This is a genomic window from Halomonas sp. PAMB 3232 (genome assembly GCF_031954225.1).
Lineage (GTDB): Bacteria > Pseudomonadota > Gammaproteobacteria > Pseudomonadales > Halomonadaceae > Vreelandella.
In genome coordinates this window covers 418,226-442,024 of the sequence record NZ_CP134865.1, presented here as the reverse complement: position 1 = coordinate 442,024, position 23,799 = coordinate 418,226, and the positions used below count along the sequence as shown (strand labels likewise).

Sequence of the window (23,799 nt, the reverse complement as noted above, 5' to 3'; positions counted from 1 at the left end):
AAGCGTGAAGGACAAAACGTTTGTCACTGCTCATTTAACAGTTTCTTGATCAGGCAATTCATTGTGGACGTTTACCGCGAGGATGACGCATCGTTTAAGGAGGTGATCCAGCCGCAGGTTCCCCTACGGCTACCTTGTTACGACTTCACCCCAGTCATGAACCACACCGTGGTGATCGCTTTCCCGAGGGTTAAGCTAACCACTTCTGGTGCAGTCCACTCCCATGGTGTGACGGGCGGTGTGTACAAGGCCCGGGAACGTATTCACCGTGGCATTCTGATCCACGATTACTAGCGATTCCGACTTCACGGAGTCGAGTTGCAGACTCCGATCCGGACTGAGACCGGCTTTTCGGGATTCGCTTGCTCTCGCGAGTTCGCTGCCCTTTGTACCGGCCATTGTAGCACGTGTGTAGCCCTGCTCGTAAGGGCCATGATGACTTGACGTCGTCCCCACCTTCCTCCGGTTTGTCACCGGCAGTCTCCCTAGAGTTCCCGCCATTACGCGCTGGCAAATAGGGACAAGGGTTGCGCTCGTTACGGGACTTAACCCAACATTTCACAACACGAGCTGACGACAGCCATGCAGCACCTGTCTCTGCGTTCCCGAAGGCACCCCGGAATCTCTTCCGGGTTCGCAGGATGTCAAGAGCAGGTAAGGTTCTTCGCGTTGCATCGAATTAAACCACATGCTCCACCGCTTGTGCGGGCCCCCGTCAATTCATTTGAGTTTTAACCTTGCGGCCGTACTCCCCAGGCGGTCGACTTATCGCGTTAACTTCGCCACAAGGTGCACAAGGCACCCAACGGCTGGTCGACATCGTTTACGGCGTGGACTACCAGGGTATCTAATCCTGTTTGCTACCCACGCTTTCGCACCTCAGTGTCAGTGTCAGTCCAGAAGGCCGCCTTCGCCACTGGTATTCCTCCCGATCTCTACGCATTTCACCGCTACACCGGGAATTCCACCTTCCTCTCCTGCACTCTAGCCTGACAGTTCCGGATGCCGTTCCCAGGTTGAGCCCGGGGCTTTCACAACCGGCTTGTCAAGCCACCTACGCGCGCTTTACGCCCAGTAATTCCGATTAACGCTTGCACCCTCCGTATTACCGCGGCTGCTGGCACGGAGTTAGCCGGTGCTTCTTCTGTGGGTGATGTCCTTCCTGACGGGTATTAACCGGCAGGCCTTCTTCCCCACTGAAAGTGCTTTACAACCCGAGGGCCTTCTTCACACACGCGGCATGGCTGGATCAGGCTTGCGCCCATTGTCCAATATTCCCCACTGCTGCCTCCCGTAGGAGTTCGGGCCGTGTCTCAGTCCCGATGTGGCTGATCATCCTCTCAGACCAGCTACGGATCGTCGCCCTGGTGAGCCGTTACCTCACCAGCTAGCTAATCCGACATGGGCTCGTCCGATAGCGGGAGCCGAAGCCCCCTTTCTCCCGTAGGACGTATGCGGTATTAGCCTGGGTTTCCCCAGGTTATCCCCCACTATCGGGTGGATTCCCATGCATTACTCACCCGTCCGCCGCTCGCCACCAGGAAGCAAGCTTCCCGTGCTGCCGCTCGACTTGCATGTGTTAAGCCTGCCGCCAGCGTTCAATCTGAGCCATGATCAAACTCTTCAGTTTAAAATCAGTGTGATTCTTGCCTGCCCATGTACGACGACATGACGCAGAGGCGAATCAATCCTGGCTCAAGGTTCAAACGAATTTACCGTGATACCTCGAAAGGTATCGCTGTGTTCGTCTGCCTTGATATAAGGTGACTTGTCACCCTCATCGGCAAACGCCCACATGAATTGCCTGATCAAATTGTTAAAGAGCTGTTCGACGAACCGTTCGATGACCTGAACCGCTTGCCCGTCGAGGAAGGCGCATTCTACGCATTCCGGTGAATTTGTCAACCGCTGATTTCAGCGAGTGAAGCGAGCCATTCAAACCTGCCGAACAGTGCTCTAACTTCCTGACAAATCGAAGGTTTTCACCTTCATCCACCGCTGGAAACGCTTGGCGTCCCCGGCAGCGGATGCGTACTTTACGGATTTGGCCGGGCGAGCGCAAGGGCTTTTTTCAAAAAGCGTTATTTGAGCGTGACACGAGCGTAGCGCTTCTTACCGGCCTGAATGACGTAGGCCTTATTCGTGGTCAGCATGGTGCTGGGCGCGACCGCTTCACCGTCGACCTTCACGCTGCCATTCTTGAGCATGTCCTTGGCCTGAGCGCTGTTTTTGGTCAGCCCCGCCCGGGTCAAAACGCTTGCGATCGGCGCCTCCCCTCCTTCAAAGTCGACCTCGACCTCCGGCAGGTCTTCCGGCAGTTCGCCATCGGCCAGCTGGTTGCCGGCGGATTTGTGCGCGTTGGCCGCGGCCTCGTCGCCGTGGTAGCGGGCGATCAGCTCGCGGGCGAGCTCCATCTTGATGTCGCGCGGGTTGGCACCCTGCTCGACGCGTTGCTTGAGCGCTTCGAGCTCCTCGTTGGACTTCAGCGACAGAAGCTCGAAGTAGCGCCACATGAGGCTGTCCGGCATGGAGACCAGCTTGTTGAACATCGACCCCGGTGACTCATCGACGCCGACGTAATTGCCCAGCGACTTCGACATTTTCTGCACGCCGTCGAGCCCTTCGAGCAGCGGCATGGTGATGACGACCTGAGGCTCCTGGCCGAAGTGCTTCTGGATTTCGCGCCCCATTAGGAGATTGAACTTCTGGTCGGTGCCGCCCAGCTCCACATCCGCTTCGAGCGCCACGGAGTCGTAGCCCTGTACCAGCGGATAGAGAAACTCGTGAATGGCGATCGACTGATTGGCCTTGTAGCGCTTCTCGAAGTCGTCGCGCTCGAGCATGCGCGCCACGGTACTTTGCGCGGCCAGCTCGATCATTTTGGCCGCCCCCATTTCGCCAAACCACTCGGCGTTGAAGCGCACCTCGGTCTTTTCCCGATCAAGGATCTTGAACACCTGCTCTTTATAGGTCTCGGCGTTGGCCTTGACGTCGGCCTCGGTGAGCGGCTTGCGCGTCACGTTCTTGCCGGTCGGGTCACCGATACGTCCGGTGAAGTCGCCAATCAAAAAGATGACGGTGTGGCCCAGGTCCTGAAACTGGCGCATCTTGGTGAGCAAAACGCTGTGGCCCAGATGCAGATCCGGTGCGGTGGGATCGAAGCCTGCTTTGATGCGCAGCTTGCGGCCGGACTCGAGCTTTTTGCGCAGCTCGTCCTCGACCAGAATTTCGTGTGTGCCGCGCGACAGCAGCGCTAGCGCCTGATCCACCTCACTCATTGCCTCTCTCCACTGGTAAGCTTTGCCCGTTCGGGGCGGAAACGATCGATAGCCGCCAATGTTATCACGCCAATCGACACCGGTTGAGCCTTCACTACTCTGGATACGCCCATGGATTCACCCATGAAGACGCCCCCGGCGCCGGACACGCTGCTCTATATCGGGCTGATGTCCGGCACCAGCCTCGACGGCATCGACGCCGCTTTGGTGGCCATCGCCTCCACGGCCGCACCCAGACTGCTCGAGACCCACGCCGAGCCGATGCCCGAGCCGATGCGCCAGGCACTACTAACGCTGTGCCACTCGGATCAGGCGCGCTTTGCCGAGCTTGCAAGCGTCGAGACGCAGTTTTGCGCGCTGCAGGCGGAAGCGGTTCAGGCGCTGCTCGGCAAGGCCGGCGTCTCAAATGAGGAAATTCGCGCGATCGGCAGCCACGGCCAAACCATCGAACACGCCCCGCAAGGCCACACCGACGGCCCGGCCTATACGCTCCAGCTCGACAACCCGAGCCTTCTGGCGGAGCTTACCGGCATCACCGTGGTGGGGGATTTTCGCCGGCGTGATCTCGCCGCCGGTGGACAGGCCGCGCCGCTTGCCCCGGCCTTTCATCAGGCGCTTTTTTCGGCGGCCGGGGCCGAGCAGCTGGTGCTGAATCTCGGCGGCATCGCCAACGTCACCTGGCTTCCCGGCGCCCCCAACGAGCCGGTCATCGGCTTCGACACTGGCCCGGCCAACGTGCTGATGGACGCCTGGTTTGCGCACCACTGCTCAAAGGGAGCGACCGAGCGCTTCGATAAAAACGGCGCCTGGGCGAAAAGCGGGCGCATCGATACCGCCCTGCTCGACCGGCTGCTCGACGAGCCTTTTTTCCGCCAGCCGCCGCCGAGAAGCACCGGGCGCGAACTGTTTCATTTCGAGTGGCTGCTCAAACGGCTTAACGGCGATGAGAACCCGGCCGACGTGCAGGCCACGCTTGCCGAGTTGACCGCGGTGAGCGTCGCCCGCGCCATCGGCGAGCTTTTACCCAGCATTACCCGGATCAATTTGATCACCGGTGGCGGCGGTGCCCATAACGCCCACCTGATGGAGAGACTGGGCCATCACCTGCCGCGTGCGACGTTGAGTTCGCCAGAAGCGTACGGCTGGCCGGCGGACTGGATCGAAGCCGGCGCGTTTGGCTGGCTGGCCCACCGGCGGCTGGAAAACCTGCCCGGCAACCTGCCCTCGGTGACCGGCGCGCGTGGCCCCCGCGTGCTCGGCGGGATCTACGCGCGCTGAGCCTGAGTTAGTCGCGGGGCGGAGTAAGCGCGCCCTGGGCGCGGGTCTGAGCCTCCTCGAAGCTGACCGCGCCCTCCTTGACCAGCTTTAATAGCGAAGCGTTGAGGGTCTGCATGCCGAGATTGACGCCGGTCTGCATCGCCGAGTAGATCTGCGCCACCTTGTCCTCGCGGATGAGGTTGCGCACCGCCGAGGTGGCGATCAGGATTTCGTGGGCCGCCACGCGCCCGCCGCCTTCGCGCTTTAACAGCGTCTGGGCGACGACCGCCTGCAGCGACTCCGATAGCATCGAGCGCACCATGGCTTTCTCCTCGCCGGGGAAAACGTCGATGATGCGATCGATGGTCTTCGCCGCCGAGGTGGTGTGCAGCGTGGCGAAGACCAGGTGCCCGGTTTCCGCCGCGGTCAGCGCCAGCCGAATGGTTTCGAGATCGCGAAGCTCCCCCACCATGATCACGTCCGGATCCTCACGCAGCGCGCTTTTCAAGGCATTGGCGAAGCTGTGGGTGTCGCGGTGCACTTCGCGTTGATTGACCAGACAGCTCTTGCTTTCGTGGACGAATTCCACCGGGTCCTCGATGGTGAGAATGTGCTCATAGCGGTATTCGTTGATGTAGTCGATCAGCGCGGCCAGGGTCGTACTCTTGCCCGACCCGGTCGGGCCGGTGACCAGCACCAGCCCACGCGGCAGCATTGCCAGGCGCTCGAATACCTCTCCCAGGCCCAGCGCTTTCATCGACAGCACCTGGCTTGGGATGGTGCGAAACACCGCCCCGGCGCCACGCCCCTGGGTGAAGGCGTTGACGCGAAAGCGTGCGACCTCCGCCAAGGCGTAGGAGAAGTCGATCTCCAGATGCTCGTCATACTCCTGGCGTTGACGGTCGTTCATGATGGCGTGAACCAGCGACAGCACCTGTTCGTGGCTCATGGCGGGGACGTTGAGCCGATGAATATCGCCATCGACGCGAATCATGGGCGGCAAACCGGCGCTCAGATGCAGGTCGGAGGCATTCTGTTTTGCCGAGAATGCCAGCAGTTCGGTAATATCCATCTCACTTCCCTGGCGGTTAAAGGTACTTCAGTATGGCAGAGATCGCGCTTTGCACGTCGCTTGACGCCGCCCACCGGCGTTTGGAGCGGGCGCTCGACGCCGCCGATCGCCCGGCGGGCAGCGCCAGACTTCTGGCGGTGAGCAAGACCAAACCCGCCGCGATGCTGCGCGAGGCCTGGCAGCACGGTCAGCGCGCCTTCGGTGAAAACTACCTGCAGGAGGCGCTCGACAAGCAGCGCGAGCTTGCGGATCTCGACGATATCGAGTGGCATTTCATCGGCCCGCTGCAGTCCAACAAGACCCGGGCGGTGGCCGAGCACTTCGACTGGATGCACACCGTCGAGCGCGAAAAGATCGCCAGGCGACTCGATGAGCAGCGCCCCGCACATCTCCCCCCGCTCAACGTCTGTTTGCAGGTGAACATTAGCGGCGAGGCGAGCAAGGCTGGCGTCGCACCGGAAGACGCGCTGGCACTCGCCAGGGAGATCGCCACTCTCGAACGTCTTTCGCTGCGCGGGCTCATGGCGATTCCCGCACCCTGTGATGACCCCAAGCGCCAGCGCGAACCCTTCGCCGCGCTCAAGGCGCTTCTTTTTGAGCTGCAGACCGCCTTGCCCGACGCGCCGCTGGATACGCTCTCCATGGGCATGAGCGACGATCTGGAAGCCGCCGTTTTCGAAGGCGCGACGCTGGTACGCCTGGGCAGCGCGATTTTTGGCGCCCGCGTTCAGGCGTGAATCCAGGTACTCGATCACGGTAACCGCTGCGAGCGGCCACTTTTATTCAATCAGGAGCATCATTAATGGCGAACAACATTACCTTCATCGGCGCGGGCAACATGGCCAAGGCGATCATCGGCGGCCTGCTCGACAGCGGCTTTTCCGCGGCACAGATCACCGCCACCGCGCCGAAACAGGAGGAGCTTGCGCCGCTTCGCGAGACCCTGGGCATTCACACCCATACCGACAACCTCGAGGCGGTCAAAAATGCGGACGTGGTGATCCTCGCGGTCAAGCCGCAGATCATGCAGGACGTATGCGCGGCGCTGAGAGAAACCGTACAGGCAAGCAAGCCGCTGGTCATTTCGATTGCTGCGGGCCTTGAAGCCGCTACAATCGACGGCTGGCTTGGCGGCGAGACGGCGCTGGTGCGCTGCATGCCCAACACGCCCTCGCTGGTTGGCGTCGGCGCCAGCGGTCTCTACGCCAACGCCAACGTCAGTGACGACCAGCGCCGCTTGGCCGGCGAGCTCATGGAAGCGGTAGGCATCGTCGAATGGGTCGAAGACGAAGCGCTCTTGAGTGCGGTCACCGCGGTATCCGGCAGCGCCCCGGCCTACTTCTTTTTGATGTTCGAGGCGATGGAAGAGGCCGCAGTGGCCCAGGGGCTGCCGGCGGCGACCGCGCGGCGCCTGGCGATTCAAACCGCGCTGGGCGCGGCGACCATGGCCGCGCAAAGCGAACACGACCCGGCCACGCTCAAGCGCAACGTCATGTCGCCCGGCGGCACTACCGAACGGGCGATCGAGCACATGGAGTCGGCGAAGCTGCGTGAAACGATCAAAGCGGCCATGCAGGCCTGCGCCGACCGCGCCGATGACATGGCCCGCGAGCTGCGCGGCCACTAAGCGGCGCCAAACCTTCCACACTCAGCACGACTTAACTCAACGGAGACGCAAGCAATGGGCAGCCAAGTGGGTAGCGCCGGGTTGATGATCGTCAACACGCTCATCAACATCTATTTATTTCTTTTAATGCTGCGTTTTCTGCTGCAGGCCTCGCGCGCGGACTACTACAACCCGATGAGCCAGTCGGTGGTCAAGATCACCCAGCCGGTGGTCGGGCCCTTCCAGGCCTTTTTAGGGCCGGTGGCCGGGCGCTTCGATCTGGCCACACTGGCGGCGGCGTTCGTGCTGAAGGTGGTCAGCATCATCGCCATTTTCATGCTGTTTGGCCTGGGCATGCCGCCGGTGGTGCAGCTGGTCATCGCCGGCATCGCGTCCCTTGCCAACGCTATTTTGAAGATCTACTTCTTCGCCCTGATCGTGATGATCATTCTGAGCTGGGTGGCGCCCAACGCAAGCCACCCGGGCGCGCTTTTGGTGATGCAGCTGGTCGAGCCGATCATGGCGCCGGTGCGCAAGGTGATTCCGCCGCTGGGCATGATCGATCTCTCGCCGATCGTGGTGTTCATCGCCATCAATTTGATCGATGGACTCGTCGTGGGCTCGCTGATTCGCCAGGCGGGCGCGCCCGGCGCGCTGGTCGGGCTGTGAGCGCCTTCACCCGGATTTTGCAGGATTGACGCCATTGATGCCTGAATTGGATACGCGCCCCGGGCGCGACTACCCGCCGGACTCCGTCGGGCTGGTCACACCCCACATGGCCCGCTTCGACACGCCGCTGCCGCTCGCCTGCGGCCGGGTGCTGCCGGCGTACGAGCTGATTTTCGAGACCTACGGCACGTTGAACGCCGAGCGCACCAACGCCGTGCTGATCTGCCACGCGCTTTCGGGCCACCATCACGCCGCGGGCTACCACCATCCGGACGATAAAAAGCCCGGCTGGTGGGACGCGCACATCGGCCCGGGCAAGCCGATCGACACCAACCGTTTTTTCGTCGTATCGCTGAACAACCTGGGCGGCTGCCACGGAAGCACCGGGCCCGTTAGCCACAACCCGGACACCGGCCGTCAGTGGGGGCCGGACTTCCCCATGGTGACGGTGAGCGATTGGGTGGCAAGCCAGGCGCGCCTGGCGGATCACTTGGGGATCGAGCGGTGGGCGGCGGCGGTCGGCGGAAGCCTGGGCGGCATGCAGGTGCTGCAGTGGACGATCACCCATCCAGAGCGGGTCGCCAACGCGGTGATCATCGCGGCCACGCCCAGACTCTCGGCGCAGAACATCGCCTTCAACGAGGTCGCCCGCCAGGCGATTCGCTCGGACCCGGAGTTTTTCGACGGCTGGTACGCCGAGCACGACACGGTGCCCAAACGGGGTTTGAAGCTTGCGCGCATGGTGGGTCACATCACCTATCTCTCCGAAGACGCCATGGGCACCAAGTTCGGCCGCGATCTGCGTAGCGAGGATCTCAACTTCGGCTTCGACGTCGAGTTTCAGGTCGAATCCTACCTGCGCTACCAGGGCGACGCCTTCTCCACCGCCTTCGATGCCAACACCTATCTGTTGATGACCAAGGCGCTGGACTACTTCGACCCCTCGGCGCTGCACGGCGGCGAGCTGGCCAGGGCCGTAGCGCCGGCGCAGTGCCCGTTTTTGATCGTCAGCTTCACCACCGACTGGCGCTTTCCGCCTTCGCGATCAAAAGAGCTGGTCGATGCGCTGATTCACGCGGGCAAGCCGGTCAGCTACGCCAACATCGAATCCCCCCACGGCCACGACGCCTTTTTGCTGCCCGAGCCGCGCTACGAGGCGCTGTTTAGCGCCTTCATGGCGCGCGCCGCCGAGGAGCTCGGGCTCGATGCCACTCGCCAGGAGCCCCGGTCATGATGCGCACCGACCTCGAGCAGATTTTCGACTGGATTCCCAAAGGCGCGCACGTGCTGGATCTGGCCTGCGGCGACGGCGCGCTGCTCGAGCGCCTGGGCCGCGAAAAAGCGGTGACCGGCTATGGCCTGGAGATCGACCCGGCGGGCATCACAGCGTGCGTGGCGCGCGGCGTCTCGGTGATCGAGCACAACCTGGACGATGGCCTTGGCAACTTCTGCGACCAGAGCTATGACCAGGTGATCATGACCCAGGCGCTGCAGGCGCTGCGCCGCCCGGACAAGATGCTCGACGAAATGCTGCGGGTGGCCAACGAAGGCATCATCACTTTTCCGAACTTCGCCTACTGGCGCCACCGGGTGTACCTGGGCCTGCGCGGCTACATGCCGGTGTCGAAGTCGCTGCCCCACGCCTGGTACGACACGCCCAACATTCACCTCTCCACCTTCAACGACTTCGAGCAGCTGTGTCGCGAGAAGGGGCTGGTGATCGTCGACCGCGCCGTGGGTGTCGGTGAGCATCGCGGCCACTGGACGTCCAAGTGGTGGCCCAACCTCTTCGGCGAGATCGCCATCTTCCGCGTCCGTCGACGTTAAAGGCGCACGTCCAGGGCGCGCTCGATGAAGATCGATGTCGGCGCGCCCGCCTCCCATCCGATGCCGATACCGTAGGCCAGCACTTCCACCCCCTGGGCCACCGCCGCGTGCAAGCCCGCGGCGTAGGCCGGGTCGATGTGCGTGGCCGGGCCGACATCGTCGATGCCCTGGTGCGCCACGCAAAACACCAGCACCGCGCGCTCGCCGCGCCGCGCCAGCGCCTCGAGCGACTGAAGATGCTTGAGTCCGCGGGTGCTGACCGAGGCCGGAAAGTAGCCGTGGCCGTCGTCCTCAAGGAGCGTCACTTGCTTGACCTCGAGATAGGCGCGGCGCCCGCTCCTTGAGTCCTCGAGCAGAAAGTCGAGCCGCGAGTCATCGACCGTCACCTCGCGGCGGCGCGTATCGAACCCGGCCAGCGCGTCGAGCTTGCCCTCCTCGAGCGCCGTCTCGACGATGCGGTTGGCGCGGCCGGTGTGGATCGAGGCAAGCGCCACCTGGCCGCTCGCCTTCGGCAGCTCGATCAGCTCCCAGGTCCAGGCCAGCTTGCGCTTGGGGTTGTCGCTTGGCGAGAGCCACACCCGACACCCCGGCACGTTGACGCTTTTCATCGAGCCGGTGTTGGGGCAGTGGGCAGTTACCTCGCGGCCGTCGTCCAGCCGCACATCGGCAAAAAAGCGCTTGTAGCGGCGCAGCAGGATGCCCGGCACCAGGGCGTCATGGTAAATCATGCGCGCGCCACGAAGCGGGCCAGGCGCACCAGCGCTTCCTCCAGGCGTGCCACGTCCGCGGTGAAGGCGATGCGCACGAAGCGCTCGCCGCCCTCAACGGCGAAATCGATGCCCGGCGTGATCGCCACGTTCTCCTCTTCGAGCAGCCGCTGGCAAAACGTTTGGCTATCGCGGCTGTAGCGCGAAATATCGATCCACACGTAGAACGCGCCCTGGGGCGCCACGTCCGGCGCCAAACCCAGCGAGGCCAGACCGTCTAGCAGCACTCGGCGGCGCTCTTTCAGCACGGCGCGGCGACGCTCCAGCTCCTCACGGCACTCAGGCGTGAAGGCCGCAAGCGCGGCGTGCTGGGCGGGCGTGGATGCCGCCAGAAAGACGTTTTGGGCCAGCCGCGTCAAGGGCTCGATCGCGCGCTCAGGCGCCACCAGCCAACCCAAGCGCCAGCCGGTCATGCCAAAGTACTTCGAGAAGCTATTGACGACGAATGCCTCGCTTGAAAGCGCCGTGGCCGAAAGCGGCGCACCGTCAAAGTTGAGCCCCTGATAGATCTCGTCGACCAAAAGCTCGCCGCCGCGAGCCGCAACCGCCTTGCACACGCCGGCAAGCCCCGCCCGGCTCAGGGTGTGGCCGGTGGGGTTTGACGGCGTGGCGAGCATGGCCAAGCGCGTGGCCGGCTGCCAGTGACGCTCGACCAGCCCGGCATCGAGCTGCCAGCCGGTGTCGGCGCCGACCGGGATGGCGTCTACCTCGGCGCCGGCCAGCGCCATGAAGTGGCGGTTGCAGGGGTAGTTCGGGTCTGCCATCAACACCCGGTCGCCAGGGCTAACCAGCAGTTGGCTTGCAAGCAGCAGCGCTCCGGACGCGCCGGGGGTGGCGATGATGCGCGCCGGATCCACCTCGGCCCCGAAGTGATCCCGGTAGTGACCGCTGATCGCCTCGCGCAGCGCCGGCAATCCCGCGGCGGGGGTATAGCGGGTTTTCGCGTCGGCCAGGGCAGTCTGACCGGCGGCAAGAATCGGCGCAGGCGTGGGGAAGTCCGGCTCGCCCACTTCCAGATGGATGACATCGAAGCCCTGGGCCTCGCGGGCCTGGGCCATTTCCAGCAGGTGCATCACGCGAAACGGCGCGACCTGGTCGAGGCGGGGATTCCAGCCCATTTAAACTCCTTGAGCGCTCTATCGATGAGAGGTAGTAAAGTGCGTTAAGAAACTAGACGTTCGTCGTAGACAGCCGGTTGTGCTTGCATGGCGATGCATTTTAGGCTAAACAAGCATCCCTTTGGCGTGAAATCGTGGTGTTGTCGCGATGGAACACAGTCACTCGAGCAAGGGGCACTCCCATGTCTGTAGCGGAACAAAAACCGGAAGCGTCCACATCCTTCACTCCGTACGAGCCGGCGCCGGGTGAAGAGTACATGAACGACAAGCAGCTTGCGCACTTTCGCCAGCTGCTGCTCAACTGGAAGCAGGACCTCATGGAAGAGGTGGACCGCACCGTGCGCCACCTGCAGGAAGACGCCAATAACTACGCCGACCCCGCCGACCGGGCGACCCAGGAAGAGGGCTTTAGCCTGGAGCTGCGCACCCGGGACCGCGAGCGTAAGCTTTTGAAAAAGATCAATGAGACCATCGAGAACATCGACGAGGACGACTACGGCTTCTGCGAGGCCTGCGGCGTCGAGATCGGCATTCGCCGTTTGGAAGCGCGCCCCACCGCCACGCTCTGCGTGGACTGCAAGACGCTTGCCGAGCTCAAGGAGAAGCAGCTCGGCGGCTAAGCACCGCCTCGATGTCCTGAAAGCGGGCACCCTCATGGGTGCCCGCTTTTTTATGGCTTGCCGGGTCATTTCACCTGCCGCATCATGCCCCTCATGACCACTTTTTCTCACTACCGGGGCCGCTTTGCGCCCACGCCCTCCGGCCCGCTGCACTTTGGCTCGTTAGTGGCCGCGCTTGGAAGCTACCTGGACGCCCGCGCCGTGGGCGGGCAGTGGCTCGTGCGCATCGAGGACATCGACCCGCCGCGCTGCCCGCCGGGCACCGACACCACCATTTTGCGCCAGCTCGAGGCGTTCGGCCTGCACTGGGACGGCCCCGTCGTTTGGCAAAGCGCGCGCAGCGACGCCTACCAGGCGGCACTCGAGCGCCTTCGCCAACAGGGCCTGAGCTACCCGTGCAGCTGCTCGCGCAAGCAGTGGCAAGCGTATGACGTCTACCCCGGCTGGTGTCGCGATGGACTTCGCGAGCCAGGCAAACCCATCGCCTGGCGGCTTCGAACCGATCTCGGCCAGCGCCCGATCATATGGCCGGACCGCCTCCTTGGCGCGCAGCGCTTCGACCCGGCGGATCTGGGCGACGTGGTGCTCAAGCGCAAGGACGGCCTCTGGGCATACCAGCTCGCCGTGGTGGTAGACGATGCCGATCAACACATCAGCGATATCGTGCGCGGGGTCGATCTGCTCGACAACACGCCCTGGCAGATGCAGCTTCAAGGCGCGCTTGGCTACCCGGTGCCCCGCTACCTGCACCTGCCGCTGGTGATGTCGCCAGATGGCCAGAAACTCTCCAAGCAGAATCTGGCGCCGGCGCTTGCAAGCGAGCCGGTCGCCATCGCCCGCCAGCTTTTCCAGGCGATCGAAACGCTCGACCAGGCGCCGCCCGTCGAGCTCAAGGGCGCCGCGCCCGCCGAGCAGCTCGCCTGGGCGGTGGCGCACTGGCGCGTCGAGCGCATAGCGCCTGCTCGCGAGCGCCCCGCCCCCGACGCGCACCAAGAAGAGAGGTGACATGTACGTCTATCGTCTGCTGCTGTTTCTGGTGTTCGGTGGCTATCTTTTGTCGCCGGTGCTGATGGGCGGCTGGAACGAGCCGGGCACCGTGTGGTACCGGCCGTTTTTGATCTGGGGCGCCTTGATCGCGCTGACGCTGTGGCTCGAGCAGAAAAGGAAGCTGGATGAGCGCTGAGCTGATCGTCGTTCTCGGCCTGGGCCTTGGTTATTTCGCGTTTTTGCTCGGCTGCGGGGTAGCGATCGAGCGCGGGCGGATCCCGGTACGCGTGACGCGCCATCCGCTGGTCTATACCCTGGCACTCGGCATCTACGCCAGCGCCTGGGCGGTGTACGCCAGCATCGAGTTCGCCTCGAAGGCGGGTTTTGGCTATCTCGCCTACTACCTGGGCGCGGCCGGTGCATTTTTGCTCGCCCCGGTGCTGCTGGTGCCGATCCAGCGCATCACCCGCACCTACCAGCTCTCCTCGATCGCCGATCTGTTCGCGTTTCGCTTTCGCTCGCGCTGGGTGGGGTCGCTGGTCACGCTGTTGAGCCTTTTAGCGGTGCTGCCGCTTCTGGGCATTCAGGTCAAAACCCTGAGCGAGGCGGTATTTGAGCTGACGCAAAGCCGCCACAGCGACGGTATCGCGCTGCTGTTTTGCGCCGCTATCGCGCTCGGCGCGATTCTCTGCGGCGCGCGCCACCGCCACCAGCACCGTCACGACACGCTGCTGGGCATCCTGGCGCTGGAATCACTCATCAAACTCGCGGCGATGCTGGCACTCGGAGGCGTGGCGCTTTGGTGGGTGTTCAGCGGCCCCCAGGATCTGCAGCAGTGGCTCGACGGCCCGGGAGCCGCGCTACAGGCCGCCACCCCCCGGCTCGAATCCGCCCAGTGGCGTACGCTGCTGCTGCTGTTCTTCGCGGGCGCCTTCATGATGCCGCATCTTTTTCAGATCACCTTCGCCGAGAACCTGTCGCGCCATACGCTGTTGCAGGCGAGCTGGACGCTGCCGCTTTATCTACTGCTGCTGGCGCTGCCGGTGCCGCTGGTGTGGTGGGCGGCGCAGTCGGTTGCAAGCGACATACCGCTGCCCGCGTACGCCGCTTATCTGCTCTCGAGCCACTGGGGCGTTGGTGCGCTCGCCTTTGTCGCCGGGCTTGCTGCGGCCAGCGGTACCATGATCATGATGGCGCTGTCGCTTTCGGGCATGGTGCTCAACCACGGCGTGCTCGTCGCCCGGCCGCCAGAGGCGCGCAGCAACCTTTACGGCTGGCTGTTGTGGCTTCGTCGCGCGCTCATCGTGGCGGTGGTGGCCAGCGGCTGGCTTTTTGCCGAAGGCATCAGCCGCGATCACACCCTGACCGATCTGGGGCTGGCCGCGTTCGTCGGCATCGCCCAGTGCCTACCGGGCATGCTGGCGCTGCTCTACTGGCCCGGCGCCAACCGCAACGGCATGGTCGCAGGCCTCATTGGCGGCGCGCTGATCTGGCTCTGGGGGCTTTGGCTGCCGCTGCTGGTAAGCACCCCCTTGCCGGCGCTGGTCTTCAGCGACCTGATGCCTCCCGATGCGCCAGACTGGTACACCACCACGCTGATCTCGCTTTCGGTCAACATCGTGCTTTTGATCGTGGTGTCGCTTTTCACCCGCACCTCGGAAGGCGAGCGCAGCGCCGCCGAGGCCTGCTCGGTGGACGCGGTGATCCGCTCCAAGCGTCTGCCGCTGGAAGCCGCCAGCGCCCGCGACTTCCACGCACCGCTGGCCCAGGCGCTGGGCGACGAAGCCGCCGACCGCGAGGTCGCTCGCGCGCTCAAGGCGCTCAACCTCGGCCCGGAGGAGCGCCGTCCCTACGCCCTGCGCCGGCTGCGCGACCGCATTCAGGCGAACCTTTCCGGGCTAATGGGCCCGTCGGTGGCCCGCGACATCGTCGACCGCTACCTGCCCTACCGCCACGACGACACACCGGGCACCGACGACATCCACTTCGTCGAGAGCCGGCTCGAGGCCTACCGCTCGCGGCTCACCGGCCTTGCCCGCGAGCTCGATGGGCTTCGCCGCCACCACCGCCAGACGCTCGCCTACCTGCCGGTCGGGCTCTGCGTACTCGGCGACGACGACGAACTCACGCTCTGGAATCAGGCGCTGTCCGAGCTTTCCGGCATCAGCGGCGAAAGCGTCATCGGTGCCCATCGAGACAGCCTGCCCGCCCCCTGGCCGGCGCTGCTGGCCCAGGCGCTCAGCGCCACCGGCGCGCCGCTCTATAAACAGCCGGTCAATCTGCACGGCCGCGATCATTTTCTTACGCTGCACAAGGCGGCGTTGAGCGGACTCGATAGCCGTGGCGGCAGCGTGATTCTCGTCGAGGATCACACCGAAATGAAGTGGCTGGAAGAGGAGCTGGTGCACGCCGCAAGGCTTGCCTCGATCGGCCAGCTCGCCGCCGGGGTTGCCCACGAGATCGGCAACCCGATCACCGGGATTTCGTCGCTGGCGCAGAACCTGCGCTTTGACACCGACGACCCGGCGCTGCTGGAAACTGCCGACCATATCCAGACGCTGACCGAGCGCGTGAGCAAGATCGTCAACTCACTGGTCGGCTTCGCCCACGGCGGGCGCCAGGCGCTGGCCCCGCCTGCCGAGCCGGTCGCACCGAACCAAATCACCGACGATGCGCTGCACTTGATCCATCTGGCCCGCTCGGGCGAGGATGTCACTTTTGAGAACGCCTGCCCGGCCGCGCTCATGGTCCAGGGGGATCGCCAGCGCTTGACCCAGGTGATGGTGAACCTGCTGGGTAACGCCCGCGACGCCTGCCAGACGCCGGGGCGGGTCACCGTCGAGGCCGGCGAGCAAAACGGGCTCGTGTGGTGGCGGGTGACCGACGACGGCGAGGGCATTGCGCCGAGCGTGAAGGATCACCTGTTCGAGCCCTTCACCACCACCAAAGCGCCGGGGGAAGGCACCGGGCTTGGGCTGTCGGTGGCGTACCAAATCATCAGCGAACACCAGGGCCGGATCGAGTGCGCCTCGCCCCCCAGCGGACAATCGCGCGGCACCGCCATCACACTGTGGCTGCCGCTTTACCAACAGGATGATCGACCCTCACATGGCCAGGATACTGATTGTTGAAGACGAAGCGATTATTCGCAGCGCCCTGAAGCGCCTTCTGGAGCGAAGCCAGTTCGAGGTCGTCGAGGCAGACAGCGTCGAGCAGGCCCAAACGCATGCCCTATCGGAGTTCGATCTCATCATTAGCGACCTGCGCCTGCCCGGCGCCCCGGGCACCGCGCTGATCGAGGCCGCCGCCCCGGCGCCGGTTTTGATGATGACCAGCTACGCCAGCATGCGCTCGGCCATCGAGGCGCTCAAGCTCGGCGCGGTGGACTACGTCGCCAAGCCCTTTGATCACGACGAACTGCTCGAAACCGTTCAGGGCATTCTGCACAAGCGCGCGATGGCCTCGGGCAGCGCCCCTTCGATCACCGACGAACGCGGCACCCAGTCCATGATGATCGGCGACTGCGCCGCCATGCAGCACGTCTACACGCGCATCAAAAAGACCGCGCCGGCGGACGTCAGCGTGCTGATCCAGGGCGAGTCCGGTACCGGCAAGGAACTGGTCGCCAGAGCGCTTCACCAGCAGAGCAAGCGCGCCAGGGCCCCCTTGATCTGCGTCAACTGCGCCGCGATTCCCGAAACGCTGATCGAATCCGAGCTGTTCGGCCACGAAAAAGGCGCCTTCACCGGGGCCAGCGCCGCCCGCACGGGACTGGTCGAAGCCGCCGACGGCGGCACGCTGTTTCTCGACGAAATCGGCGAGCTTCCTTTGGATGCCCAGGCGCGGCTTCTTCGCGTGCTGCAGGAGGGCGAAATCCGCAAGATCGGCTCCGTCGAAACCCGCCATGTCGATATACGCCTGATCACCGCGACCCACCGCGACCTGCGCGCGCTGTCCAAAAGCGGCGAGTTTCGTCTGGACCTTTACTACCGCTTGAACGTCATGCAGATCGCCCTGCCTCCGCTTCGCGAGCGCGACGAGGACGTGCTGAAAATCGCCGACATCCTGTTGGAGAAGGCCTGCAAGCGCCACGAACGCCAGGGCCTACGGCTCTCCCGAGCCGCGCGCCAGGATCTGCAGGACTACCCCTGGCCTGGCAACGTGCGCGAGCTGGAAAACGCGCTGGAGCGCGGCGTGATTCTCGCCGAGGGCCATTTGATTCACCCGGACGATCTGGGCCTTGGTCCGGTGACTCACCGCTCGGCGCCGGCGCCCGCTGCGCCGGATGCAAAGGAAGCGCTCGAGGACGAAGAGGATCTGTCGCTCGAGGACTACTTCCAGCATTTCGTCCTGGAGCACCAGGATCAGATGAGCGAAACCGAGCTTGCACAAAAACTGGGCATCAGCCGCAAAAACCTGTGGGAGCGGCGCCAGCGGCTGGGCATTCCGCGCAAAAAGACCGCCAGGCGCCCGGATCAGGCCTGAAGGCGGCGCCTTCCTGGAACCGCGCTACATCGTTTACAACTAACGTCCAATAGCCTGATTTGAAAAAGAAATATCCTGAATTTCGGTTTCACCCCCCTGTTACCTTCCCACACATCCAGGGTTAAAAAACGCCGTTTTGCAGGTAACACTTCAATCGCCTGGCCCGCCCAAAATTTTCTGAAATTTTACAAGCCGATGAAATAGCACTTTTTTTCAACAAGTGGCACGGCAGGTGCACTATTACTCGGCAAGAAGAATAAATCGGGCAGCGGTTTGATAGCGCTCACAACAATAACAACGAGCCGTACCGCGAAAACCTCGCCACAACAAAAACAACAGGGCGAGGGTGAGACAAGGCACTAACAACAACAACGGGCTAATGTCTCAAAAGTGCTGGCGCTGAGAATGGCGCAACAATAACAACAATCGATAGCAAAGCCCGAAAATGGACGCGACGTACGCAAGAGACGACGAACAACAACAAGCGTTTCGAGCCGTACACCCCCGGAGCCAATAACAACTCGCCGGGAGAGAAAAGTTCGCGGTTGGATTATTGTTTTGAATACGAGGCGGTCAAGGCTCGCTACACGAGGCCCAACAAGTACAGTTTTTGACTGCGGTGCGTATTCAGGGCGATGTGCCATCATGAAGAAAAACAGCAGCATGGATGCTGAACTAAACGAATTGACAGGGGAGGCCCACTTGGCCTCCCCTTTCCGCGTCTGGCCCCTGTGTTTTTTTACGTTGCATCGAAGATCATGTCGCAAATATCGCCCTAAAAGGCTTTAAAACGCTGCGATCCGCCCGCCAACCCGCGGTGGTTTTAGGCAATCCTGGTTTCAATGCTTTGCAAGGCGTTGGGGGTCGGCTACACTCGTCGACTTATCATTTACCAAATCTTTTGTTAAATACCCTACGTTTTAACTGCGAGTCGATACCATCGCATGTTTAGAGGACTTACCCGTTTTTTACCTGGTTCGGGAGAGCAATTGAAAAAGCTGCTCGATTCCCCAGACAGCCCCGTCGAGGCCCTGACGCCCCAAGTCATCCCCCGCTCCGAGCACCCTGTGTCGCGCAAGCAGATCAGCGATGCCGCCTTGAAAGTTCTTTATCGATTGGACGGCGCGGGCTTTGAGGCCTACCTGGTCGGCGGCTGCATTCGCGATGCGCTGCTGGGTGAAACGCCCAAGGATTTCGACGTCGCCACCAACGCAACGCCGGAACAAGTGCGCGACCTTTTCCGCAACTCGCGGCTGATCGGCCGGCGCTTTCGCATCGTTCACGTACGCTTCGGGCGCGAGATCATCGAAGTCACGACCTTTCGCGGCAAGCCTCAAGACGAGCACGGCGACAATATCGCTCAGCAGTCCGACGATGGGCTGCTGCTTCGCGACAACGTCTGGGGCAGCATCGAAGAGGACGCGCTGCGTCGCGACTTCACCGTCAATGCGCTTTATTACAGCATCGCCGACTTCTCGATCCACGACTTCGCCGGCGGCATCGGCGACATCAACGCGCGCACGCTGCGCCTGATCGGCGATCCGGCGACCCGCTATCGCGAGGACCCGGTACGCATGCTGCGCGCGGTGCGCTTTGCCGCCAAGCTCGGCTTCGAGATCGCCCCGGACACCGAAGCGCCGATGTACGATCTCGCCCCGCTTTTGTTGCAGATACCGCCGGCGCGGCTGTTCGATGAAGCGCTCAAGCTTTTCATGTCCGGCCAGGGGCTGCTCACGTTCCAACTGCTCAGCCACTACGGCCTGTTCGGCATGCTCTTCCCGGAAGCCGAAGAGGCGATGGCGGACGCGGCTTGGGTCGAAACGCTGATCGAGCAGGCGCTGAGAAACACCGACCAGCGCATCGCCAACGACCGCCCCGTCACCCCGGCGTTTCTGTTCGCCGCGTTTTTGTGGGGGCCGGTAGCGCTTCGCGCCGCTACGCTTGAAAACGAGGGCATGCCCGCGGTTCCCGCGCTGCAAACCGCGTCCCAACAGGTGGTCATGCGCCAGCTCCAGCACATCTCGATTCCCAAACGCTTCGGCATGCCGATGCGTGAGATCTGGGAGCTCCAGGCGCGCCTGCCCCAGCGCCGCGGCAAGCGCGCGTTCCAGAGTCGCGAACATCCGCGCTTTCGCGCCGCCTTCGATCTGCTGCTGTTGCGCGAGCAGGCCGGCGAGATTCCCCGTGGCTTGGGCGACTGGTGGGAAGCGTTCCAGCAGGGCGACGAGCACGAACAGCGCCGTCTTCTGCAAAAGGTCGGCGGCGACCCGGCAAGCCAGGGCGACCGGCGGCGCAAGAAGCGCCGCAAGCCGTCGCGCAAGCCTGACTAATGGGTGGCCTACAAACCGCGCGGGCCTATATTGGCCTTGGCAGCAACCTCGATGAGCCGGTGCGCCAGGTAAGCCTGGCGATGAAAGAGCTTGACGAGCTGCCACTGACGTCCGTCAAGGCCGCATCGTCGCTCTACTCGAGCCGCCCGGTCGGGCCGCAGGATCAGCCGGATTTCGTCAACGCGGTCGTCGAACTCGAGACCACGCTTTCGCCCCTTGCGCTTCTGGATCAGCTTCAGGCCCTCGAGCAGCGCCACCGCCGCCGTCGGCTCCGGCACTGGGGCCCACGCACCCTCGACCTGGATCTGTTGCTCTTCGACGATGCCCGCATCGAGCACCCACGCCTGAAGGTGCCGCACCCGCACATGCGTGAGCGCGCCTTCGTGCTGGTGCCGTTACAAGAGCTCGACCCCTCGCTCGCCGTGTTCGAGCAAGCGCCCGACCACTGGCTCCAGCGCCTCGATGACCCCGGCCTTCAAAGGATCGGAAACAGTCGGGGCTAGACCTTTTGCCCGCTCGACACCGCGCGCTTTCCCGAGTAACAATCGGGCTCTCTATTGCGAACCGACGAGTGCCCTAGCGCTCCCCAGGACAGAGAGCTCGCCATGAAACCCGTTACCCTCAGCACGCTCGGCGCCCTGAAGCGCGCCAACGAGCCGTTTAGCTGCCTGACCGCCTATGATGCCTCCTTTGCCCGTGCGGCCAGCCGCGCCGGCATCGAGGTGCTGCTGGTGGGCGACTCGCTGGGCATGGTGCTGCAAGGCCATACCAGTACCCTTCCCGTAACCGTCGACGACATCTGCTACCACACCGCGTGCGCCGCCCGCGGAAAGGGCGAGAGCCTGTTGATGGTGGATGTGCCCTTCATGAGCAATGCCACGATTGAGAGCCTTTTGAAGGATGCCGGGCGGCTGATGCGCGCCGGCGCCGAAATGGTCAAGGTCGAAGGCGAGGCGTGGATGGCCGAGGGCGTGCGCGAGCTGACTCGCCGAGGCGTGCCGGTGTGCGCGCATCTGGGGCTAACGCCGCAAACCGTGCACCAGCTCGGCGGCTACAAGGTACAGGGGCGCGACGGCGCGACGGCAAAGCGAATCCTCGACGATGCCAAAACGCTGGTGGACGCTGGCGCTTCGATCATCCTGCTCGAGTGCGTGCCGGCAAGCCTTGGCAAGACCGTGACCGAGGCGCTGTCGGTGCCGGTGATCGGCATCGGCGCCGGGCCCGATACCGACGGGCAGATACTGGTAATGCACGACGTGCTCGGCGTCACCCACGGCCATACCCCGCGCTTCGTCAAAAACTTCATGATGGATGCCGACAGCATTCCGGGGGCCTTCGAGCGCTACCACGTGGCGGTGAAAAGCCGCGCTTTTCCCGCCGCCGAGCACTGCTTCTAACGCGGCCTTGCCCCATTGTTAACTTTTCAGCTTCACTGTCAGGCGACTTCATCATGCGCACACTGCACGACCTGGGCGATTTACGTGCCACGCTGACCCAGCACCGCCGCGCCGGCAAGCGCATCGCGCTGGTGCCCACCATGGGCAATCTTCACGCCGGCCACGTGGCGCTGGTGGAAACCGCGCGCCGCCACGCCGATGTCGTGGTGGCGAGTCTGTTCGTCAACCCGATGCAGTTCGGCCCCAGCGAAGATCTCGACGCCTACCCGCGCACTCTCGAAGCGGACCAGGTCAAACTCACCGAGGCCGGCTGTGACCTGCTGTTCGCCCCGTCCACCGCCGCGCTCTACCCCAACGGGCTCCAGGGCCAGACCCGCGTGCAGGTGCCTCTGGTGTCCGAAGGGCTCTGCGGAGGCGCACGCCCTGGCCACTTCGATGGCGTGGCGACCGTCGTGACACTGCTGTTCAACCTGGTGCAGCCAGACATCGCCCTGTTCGGCGAGAAGGATTACCAGCAGCTGGCGGTCATTCGAAAGCTCACGGCGGATCTGCACCTGCCAATCGAGATTCTCGGCGTGGCGACTCAGCGTGCCGAGGACGGGCTGGCACTGTCGTCGCGCAACGGCTATTTAAGCGAGGCCGAGCGCGCCACCGCCCCGGCGCTTTACCAAACGCTCATGTCGGCCAGGGCGGCACTCGAGCGTGGCGAGCCGGCGCCCAACGTGCTGGATCGGGCGATTGAGGCGCTCGGGGCGGCCGGCTTTGCGCCGGACTACGTGGAGCTCAAAAGCGCCGAGCTCGGCCCGGTCACCCCGCAAACGCGCGAGGCCATTTTGCTGGCCGCGGCCAAGCTCGGCCCGGCGCGGCTGATCGACAACGTCCGCGTCACGCTGGGCCAATAGCCTACTCAACCCGGCGGCGCGCGAGCCAAAGGCGTATTGTCGCAACGCACAACTTTCCCTATGCTGAAAGAACACGCTTGAAACAACCAGGTTGAAACAATCAGGCGCTTAAAATAACCAAACGCTTGAAACAGCTAACGCTTGAAACAAACGAGCGCGTTCACAGGCCCACGGCCTTATTCATATCGGGAGTTCTGTCATGCAAGAAGTGGTCATTGTCGCCGCGCGGCGCACCGCGGTGGGTAGCTTCGGCGGCTCGCTCGCAGGTATTCCTGCAAGTGATCTCGGCTCATACGTCATCAAGGACATCCTCGCCTCCACCGGCGTCCCACCGGAGCAGGTCAACGAAGTGCTGCTCGGTCAGGTGCTGACCGCGGGCGTGGGCCAGAACCCGGCGCGCCAGGCCTCGATCAAGGCGGGGCTGCCGGACTCCGTCCCGGCGATGACCATCAACAAGGTGTGCGGCTCTGGTCTCAAGGCCGTTCATCTGGCGACCCAAGCGATTCTCTGCGGCGACGCCGACCTGATCATTGCCGGCGGCCAGGAGAACATGTCGCTTTCTCCCCACGTGCTGCCGAATTCGCGTAATGGTCAGCGCATGGGCGACTGGAAGGCGATCGACACCATGGTGCATGACGGCCTGTGGGATGCCTTCAACGACTACCACATGGGCATCACCGCAGAAAATCTGGCCGAAAAGTACGGCATCACCCGCGAGCAGATGGACGAATTCGCTGCCCAGTCGCAGCAGAACGCCTCCAACGCGATCAAGGAAGGCAAGTTCAAAAGCCAGATCGTGCCGGTCGAAATCCCCCAGCGCCGGGGTGATCCGATCGTGTTCGATACCGACGAGAATCCGCGCGAAGTGACCGCCGAGAAGCTCGCCGGCATGAAGCCCGCGTTCAAGAAGGATGGCACCGTGACGGCGGGCAACGCCTCGTCGCTCAACGACGGCGCCGCGGTGGTCATGGTCTGCTCCGCCGAGAAGGCGAAAGAGCTGGGACTCGAGCCGCTGGTACGTATCAAGGCCTACGCCAACGCCGGCGTGGATCCGGCGATCATGGGCATCGGCCCGGCACCGGCGACCCGGCGCTGCCTGGAGAAAGCGGGCTGGAGCCTTGAGGACCTGGACCTGGTCGAGGCCAACGAAGCCTTTGCCGCTCAGGCGATGTCGGTCAACAAGGAGCTTGGCTGGGACGTCTCGAAAGTGAACGTCAACGGCGGCGCCATCGCCCTTGGCCACCCCATCGGCGCCTCGGGCTGTCGCGTACTGGTTTCGCTGATTCACGAGATGATCGCCCGCGATGCCAAAAAGGGCCTCGCCACTCTTTGCATCGGCGGCGGTCAGGGCGTGGCGCTGGCGATCGAGCGTCCTTAAGCTTCTGTGCTCCGGCCAGAAGCGACCCTACGCGAGGGCGCTGTGAATACGTCCCTGTACGCTACTTTCGCCATCCCTGGCGAAAGACCCTCGCTACGGGTCCTTC

The 23,799-nt window shown here is 63.5% G+C and carries 20 protein-coding genes and 1 rRNA gene; 16 read left to right on the top strand and 5 right to left on the bottom strand.

The genetic code is table 11. The annotated features are described in order from the left end of the window. Positions 1-95: 95 nt before the first annotated feature. Both RN346_RS02045 and tyrS read right to left on the bottom strand, forming a co-directional pair. A 16S ribosomal RNA gene (locus tag RN346_RS02045) occupies positions 96-1,630 on the bottom strand. 451 nt (positions 1,631-2,081) lie between these two features. Then, positions 2,082-3,278, bottom strand: a complete 1,197-nt coding sequence (gene tyrS / locus RN346_RS02040; protein ID WP_311959784.1) for a tyrosine--tRNA ligase — start codon at positions 3,276-3,278, stop codon at positions 2,082-2,084. 123 nt (positions 3,279-3,401) lie between these two features. Between tyrS and RN346_RS02035 the strand changes: the two genes are divergently transcribed. Then, positions 3,402-4,556: an anhydro-N-acetylmuramic acid kinase gene (locus RN346_RS02035; protein WP_311961972.1), complete on the top strand. Its 1,155-nt coding sequence runs from the start codon at positions 3,402-3,404 to the stop codon at positions 4,554-4,556. A 7-nt stretch (positions 4,557-4,563) separates the two neighbouring features. Here RN346_RS02035 and RN346_RS02030 read toward each other — a convergent pair whose 3' ends face one another. Then, positions 4,564-5,607 carry a type IV pilus twitching motility protein PilT gene (locus tag RN346_RS02030; protein WP_263585280.1) on the bottom strand — a complete coding sequence of 348 codons (1,044 nt, stop codon included), beginning with the start codon at positions 5,605-5,607 and terminating at the stop codon, positions 4,564-4,566. 32 nt (positions 5,608-5,639) lie between these two features. On the opposite strand from RN346_RS02030, the gene RN346_RS02025 reads away from it, so the two are divergent. From RN346_RS02025 to metW, 5 genes are all read left to right on the top strand, one after another. Next, entirely contained in the window at positions 5,640-6,344 is a 705-nt protein-coding gene (locus RN346_RS02025; RefSeq protein ID WP_263585281.1) for a YggS family pyridoxal phosphate-dependent enzyme, read from the top strand. A gap of 65 nt (positions 6,345-6,409) precedes the next feature. Continuing rightward, positions 6,410-7,234 (top strand): pyrroline-5-carboxylate reductase, encoded by an 825-nt coding sequence (proC, locus tag RN346_RS02020; RefSeq protein ID WP_311961971.1) that lies wholly within the window; start codon positions 6,410-6,412, stop codon positions 7,232-7,234. 54 nt (positions 7,235-7,288) lie between these two features. Beyond that, the gene (locus RN346_RS02015) at positions 7,289-7,882 is read left to right on the top strand and encodes a YggT family protein (RefSeq protein WP_263585283.1); all 594 of its coding nucleotides are present in this window, start codon (positions 7,289-7,291) and stop codon (positions 7,880-7,882) included. Positions 7,883-7,919: 37 nt separating this feature from the next. Continuing rightward, positions 7,920-9,116 carry a homoserine O-acetyltransferase gene (locus RN346_RS02010; RefSeq protein ID WP_311961970.1) on the top strand — a complete coding sequence of 399 codons (1,197 nt, stop codon included), beginning with the start codon at positions 7,920-7,922 and terminating at the stop codon, positions 9,114-9,116. Further along, entirely contained in the window at positions 9,116-9,709 is a 594-nt protein-coding gene (gene metW, locus RN346_RS02005; protein WP_263587354.1) for a methionine biosynthesis protein MetW, read from the top strand. The genes RN346_RS02010 and metW overlap by 1 nt, the downstream gene beginning before the upstream one ends. On the opposite strand, the gene sfsA is transcribed toward metW, so the two are convergent. Continuing rightward, complete coding sequence (sfsA, locus tag RN346_RS02000) at positions 9,706-10,437, bottom strand: DNA/RNA nuclease SfsA (protein WP_311961969.1); 732 nt, start codon at positions 10,435-10,437, stop codon at positions 9,706-9,708. The genes metW and sfsA overlap by 4 nt on opposite strands. Next, positions 10,434-11,594, bottom strand: a complete 1,161-nt coding sequence (locus RN346_RS01995) for an aminotransferase class I/II-fold pyridoxal phosphate-dependent enzyme (RefSeq protein WP_311961968.1) — start codon at positions 11,592-11,594, stop codon at positions 10,434-10,436. Before RN346_RS01995 ends, sfsA begins: the two co-directional genes overlap by 4 nt. Before the next feature lie 182 nt (positions 11,595-11,776). Between RN346_RS01995 and dksA the strand changes: the two genes are divergently transcribed. The 10 genes from dksA (at position 11,777) to RN346_RS01945 (ending at position 23,693) form a co-directional block, all read left to right on the top strand. Next, positions 11,777-12,214: an RNA polymerase-binding protein DksA gene (gene dksA, locus RN346_RS01990; protein ID WP_263585287.1), complete on the top strand. Its 438-nt coding sequence runs from the start codon at positions 11,777-11,779 to the stop codon at positions 12,212-12,214. Positions 12,215-12,307: 93 nt separating this feature from the next. Continuing rightward, the gene (gene gluQRS, locus RN346_RS01985) at positions 12,308-13,219 is read left to right on the top strand and encodes a tRNA glutamyl-Q(34) synthetase GluQRS (protein ID WP_311961967.1); all 912 of its coding nucleotides are present in this window, start codon (positions 12,308-12,310) and stop codon (positions 13,217-13,219) included. A 1-nt stretch (position 13,220) separates the two neighbouring features. Further along, complete coding sequence (locus RN346_RS01980) at positions 13,221-13,397, top strand: hypothetical protein (protein ID WP_263585289.1); 177 nt, start codon at positions 13,221-13,223, stop codon at positions 13,395-13,397. After that, complete coding sequence (locus RN346_RS01975) at positions 13,387-16,332, top strand: ATP-binding protein (protein ID WP_263585290.1); 2,946 nt, start codon at positions 13,387-13,389, stop codon at positions 16,330-16,332. Before RN346_RS01980 ends, RN346_RS01975 begins: the two co-directional genes overlap by 11 nt. Then, the gene (locus RN346_RS01970; protein ID WP_311959762.1) at positions 16,310-17,686 is read left to right on the top strand and encodes a sigma-54 dependent transcriptional regulator; all 1,377 of its coding nucleotides are present in this window, start codon (positions 16,310-16,312) and stop codon (positions 17,684-17,686) included. Before RN346_RS01975 ends, RN346_RS01970 begins: the two co-directional genes overlap by 23 nt. A gap of 944 nt (positions 17,687-18,630) precedes the next feature. Further along, positions 18,631-20,016, top strand: a complete 1,386-nt coding sequence (pcnB, locus tag RN346_RS01965) for a polynucleotide adenylyltransferase PcnB (RefSeq protein WP_263585292.1) — start codon at positions 18,631-18,633, stop codon at positions 20,014-20,016. Beyond that, positions 20,016-20,519, top strand: coding sequence for a 2-amino-4-hydroxy-6-hydroxymethyldihydropteridine diphosphokinase (gene folK, locus RN346_RS01960; RefSeq protein WP_311961966.1), 504 nt, complete (start codon positions 20,016-20,018; stop codon positions 20,517-20,519). The genes pcnB and folK overlap by 1 nt, the downstream gene beginning before the upstream one ends. 102 nt (positions 20,520-20,621) lie before the next feature. Then, entirely contained in the window at positions 20,622-21,413 is a 792-nt protein-coding gene (panB, locus tag RN346_RS01955) for a 3-methyl-2-oxobutanoate hydroxymethyltransferase (protein ID WP_311961965.1), read from the top strand. Positions 21,414-21,466: 53 nt separating this feature from the next. Then, a complete protein-coding gene (gene panC, locus RN346_RS01950; protein WP_311961964.1) occupies positions 21,467-22,315 on the top strand; it encodes a pantoate--beta-alanine ligase in 849 nt (282 codons plus the stop codon). A 199-nt stretch (positions 22,316-22,514) separates the two neighbouring features. Further along, on the top strand, positions 22,515-23,693 hold the full coding sequence (locus RN346_RS01945) for an acetyl-CoA C-acetyltransferase (RefSeq protein WP_311959744.1): 1,179 nt from the start codon (positions 22,515-22,517) through the stop codon (positions 23,691-23,693). The last annotated feature ends 106 nt before the right edge of the window (positions 23,694-23,799 follow it).

Bases quoted from the DNA above. Each gene is read 5' to 3' on its own strand.
- RN346_RS01970 (WP_311959762.1), top strand. From the start codon at position 16,310: ATGGCCAGGATACTGATTGTTGAAGACGAAGCGATTATTCGCAGCGCC.
- dksA (WP_263585287.1), top strand. From the start codon at position 11,777: ATGTCTGTAGCGGAACAAAAACCGGAAGCGTCCACATCCTTCACTCCG.
- RN346_RS02010 (WP_311961970.1), top strand. From the start codon at position 7,920: ATGCCTGAATTGGATACGCGCCCCGGGCGCGACTACCCGCCGGACTCC.
- metW (WP_263587354.1), top strand. From the start codon at position 9,116: ATGCGCACCGACCTCGAGCAGATTTTCGACTGGATTCCCAAAGGCGCG.
- sfsA (WP_311961969.1), bottom strand. From the start codon at position 10,437: ATGATTTACCATGACGCCCTGGTGCCGGGCATCCTGCTGCGCCGCTAC.
- folK (WP_311961966.1), top strand. From the start codon at position 20,016: ATGGGTGGCCTACAAACCGCGCGGGCCTATATTGGCCTTGGCAGCAAC.
- proC (WP_311961971.1), top strand. From the start codon at position 6,410: ATGGCGAACAACATTACCTTCATCGGCGCGGGCAACATGGCCAAGGCG.
- RN346_RS02030 (WP_263585280.1), bottom strand. From the start codon at position 5,607: ATGGATATTACCGAACTGCTGGCATTCTCGGCAAAACAGAATGCCTCC.
- RN346_RS01995 (WP_311961968.1), bottom strand. From the start codon at position 11,594: ATGGGCTGGAATCCCCGCCTCGACCAGGTCGCGCCGTTTCGCGTGATG.
- RN346_RS02015 (WP_263585283.1), top strand. From the start codon at position 7,289: ATGGGCAGCCAAGTGGGTAGCGCCGGGTTGATGATCGTCAACACGCTC.
- RN346_RS02025 (WP_263585281.1), top strand. From the start codon at position 5,640: ATGGCAGAGATCGCGCTTTGCACGTCGCTTGACGCCGCCCACCGGCGT.
- tyrS (WP_311959784.1), bottom strand. From the start codon at position 3,278: ATGAGTGAGGTGGATCAGGCGCTAGCGCTGCTGTCGCGCGGCACACAC.
- pcnB (WP_263585292.1), top strand. From the start codon at position 18,631: ATGTTTAGAGGACTTACCCGTTTTTTACCTGGTTCGGGAGAGCAATTG.
- panC (WP_311961964.1), top strand. From the start codon at position 21,467: ATGCGCACACTGCACGACCTGGGCGATTTACGTGCCACGCTGACCCAG.
- panB (WP_311961965.1), top strand. From the start codon at position 20,622: ATGAAACCCGTTACCCTCAGCACGCTCGGCGCCCTGAAGCGCGCCAAC.
- RN346_RS01980 (WP_263585289.1), top strand. From the start codon at position 13,221: ATGTACGTCTATCGTCTGCTGCTGTTTCTGGTGTTCGGTGGCTATCTT.
- RN346_RS01975 (WP_263585290.1), top strand. From the start codon at position 13,387: ATGAGCGCTGAGCTGATCGTCGTTCTCGGCCTGGGCCTTGGTTATTTC.
- RN346_RS02035 (WP_311961972.1), top strand. From the start codon at position 3,402: ATGAAGACGCCCCCGGCGCCGGACACGCTGCTCTATATCGGGCTGATG.
- gluQRS (WP_311961967.1), top strand. From the start codon at position 12,308: ATGACCACTTTTTCTCACTACCGGGGCCGCTTTGCGCCCACGCCCTCC.
- RN346_RS01945 (WP_311959744.1), top strand. From the start codon at position 22,515: ATGCAAGAAGTGGTCATTGTCGCCGCGCGGCGCACCGCGGTGGGTAGC.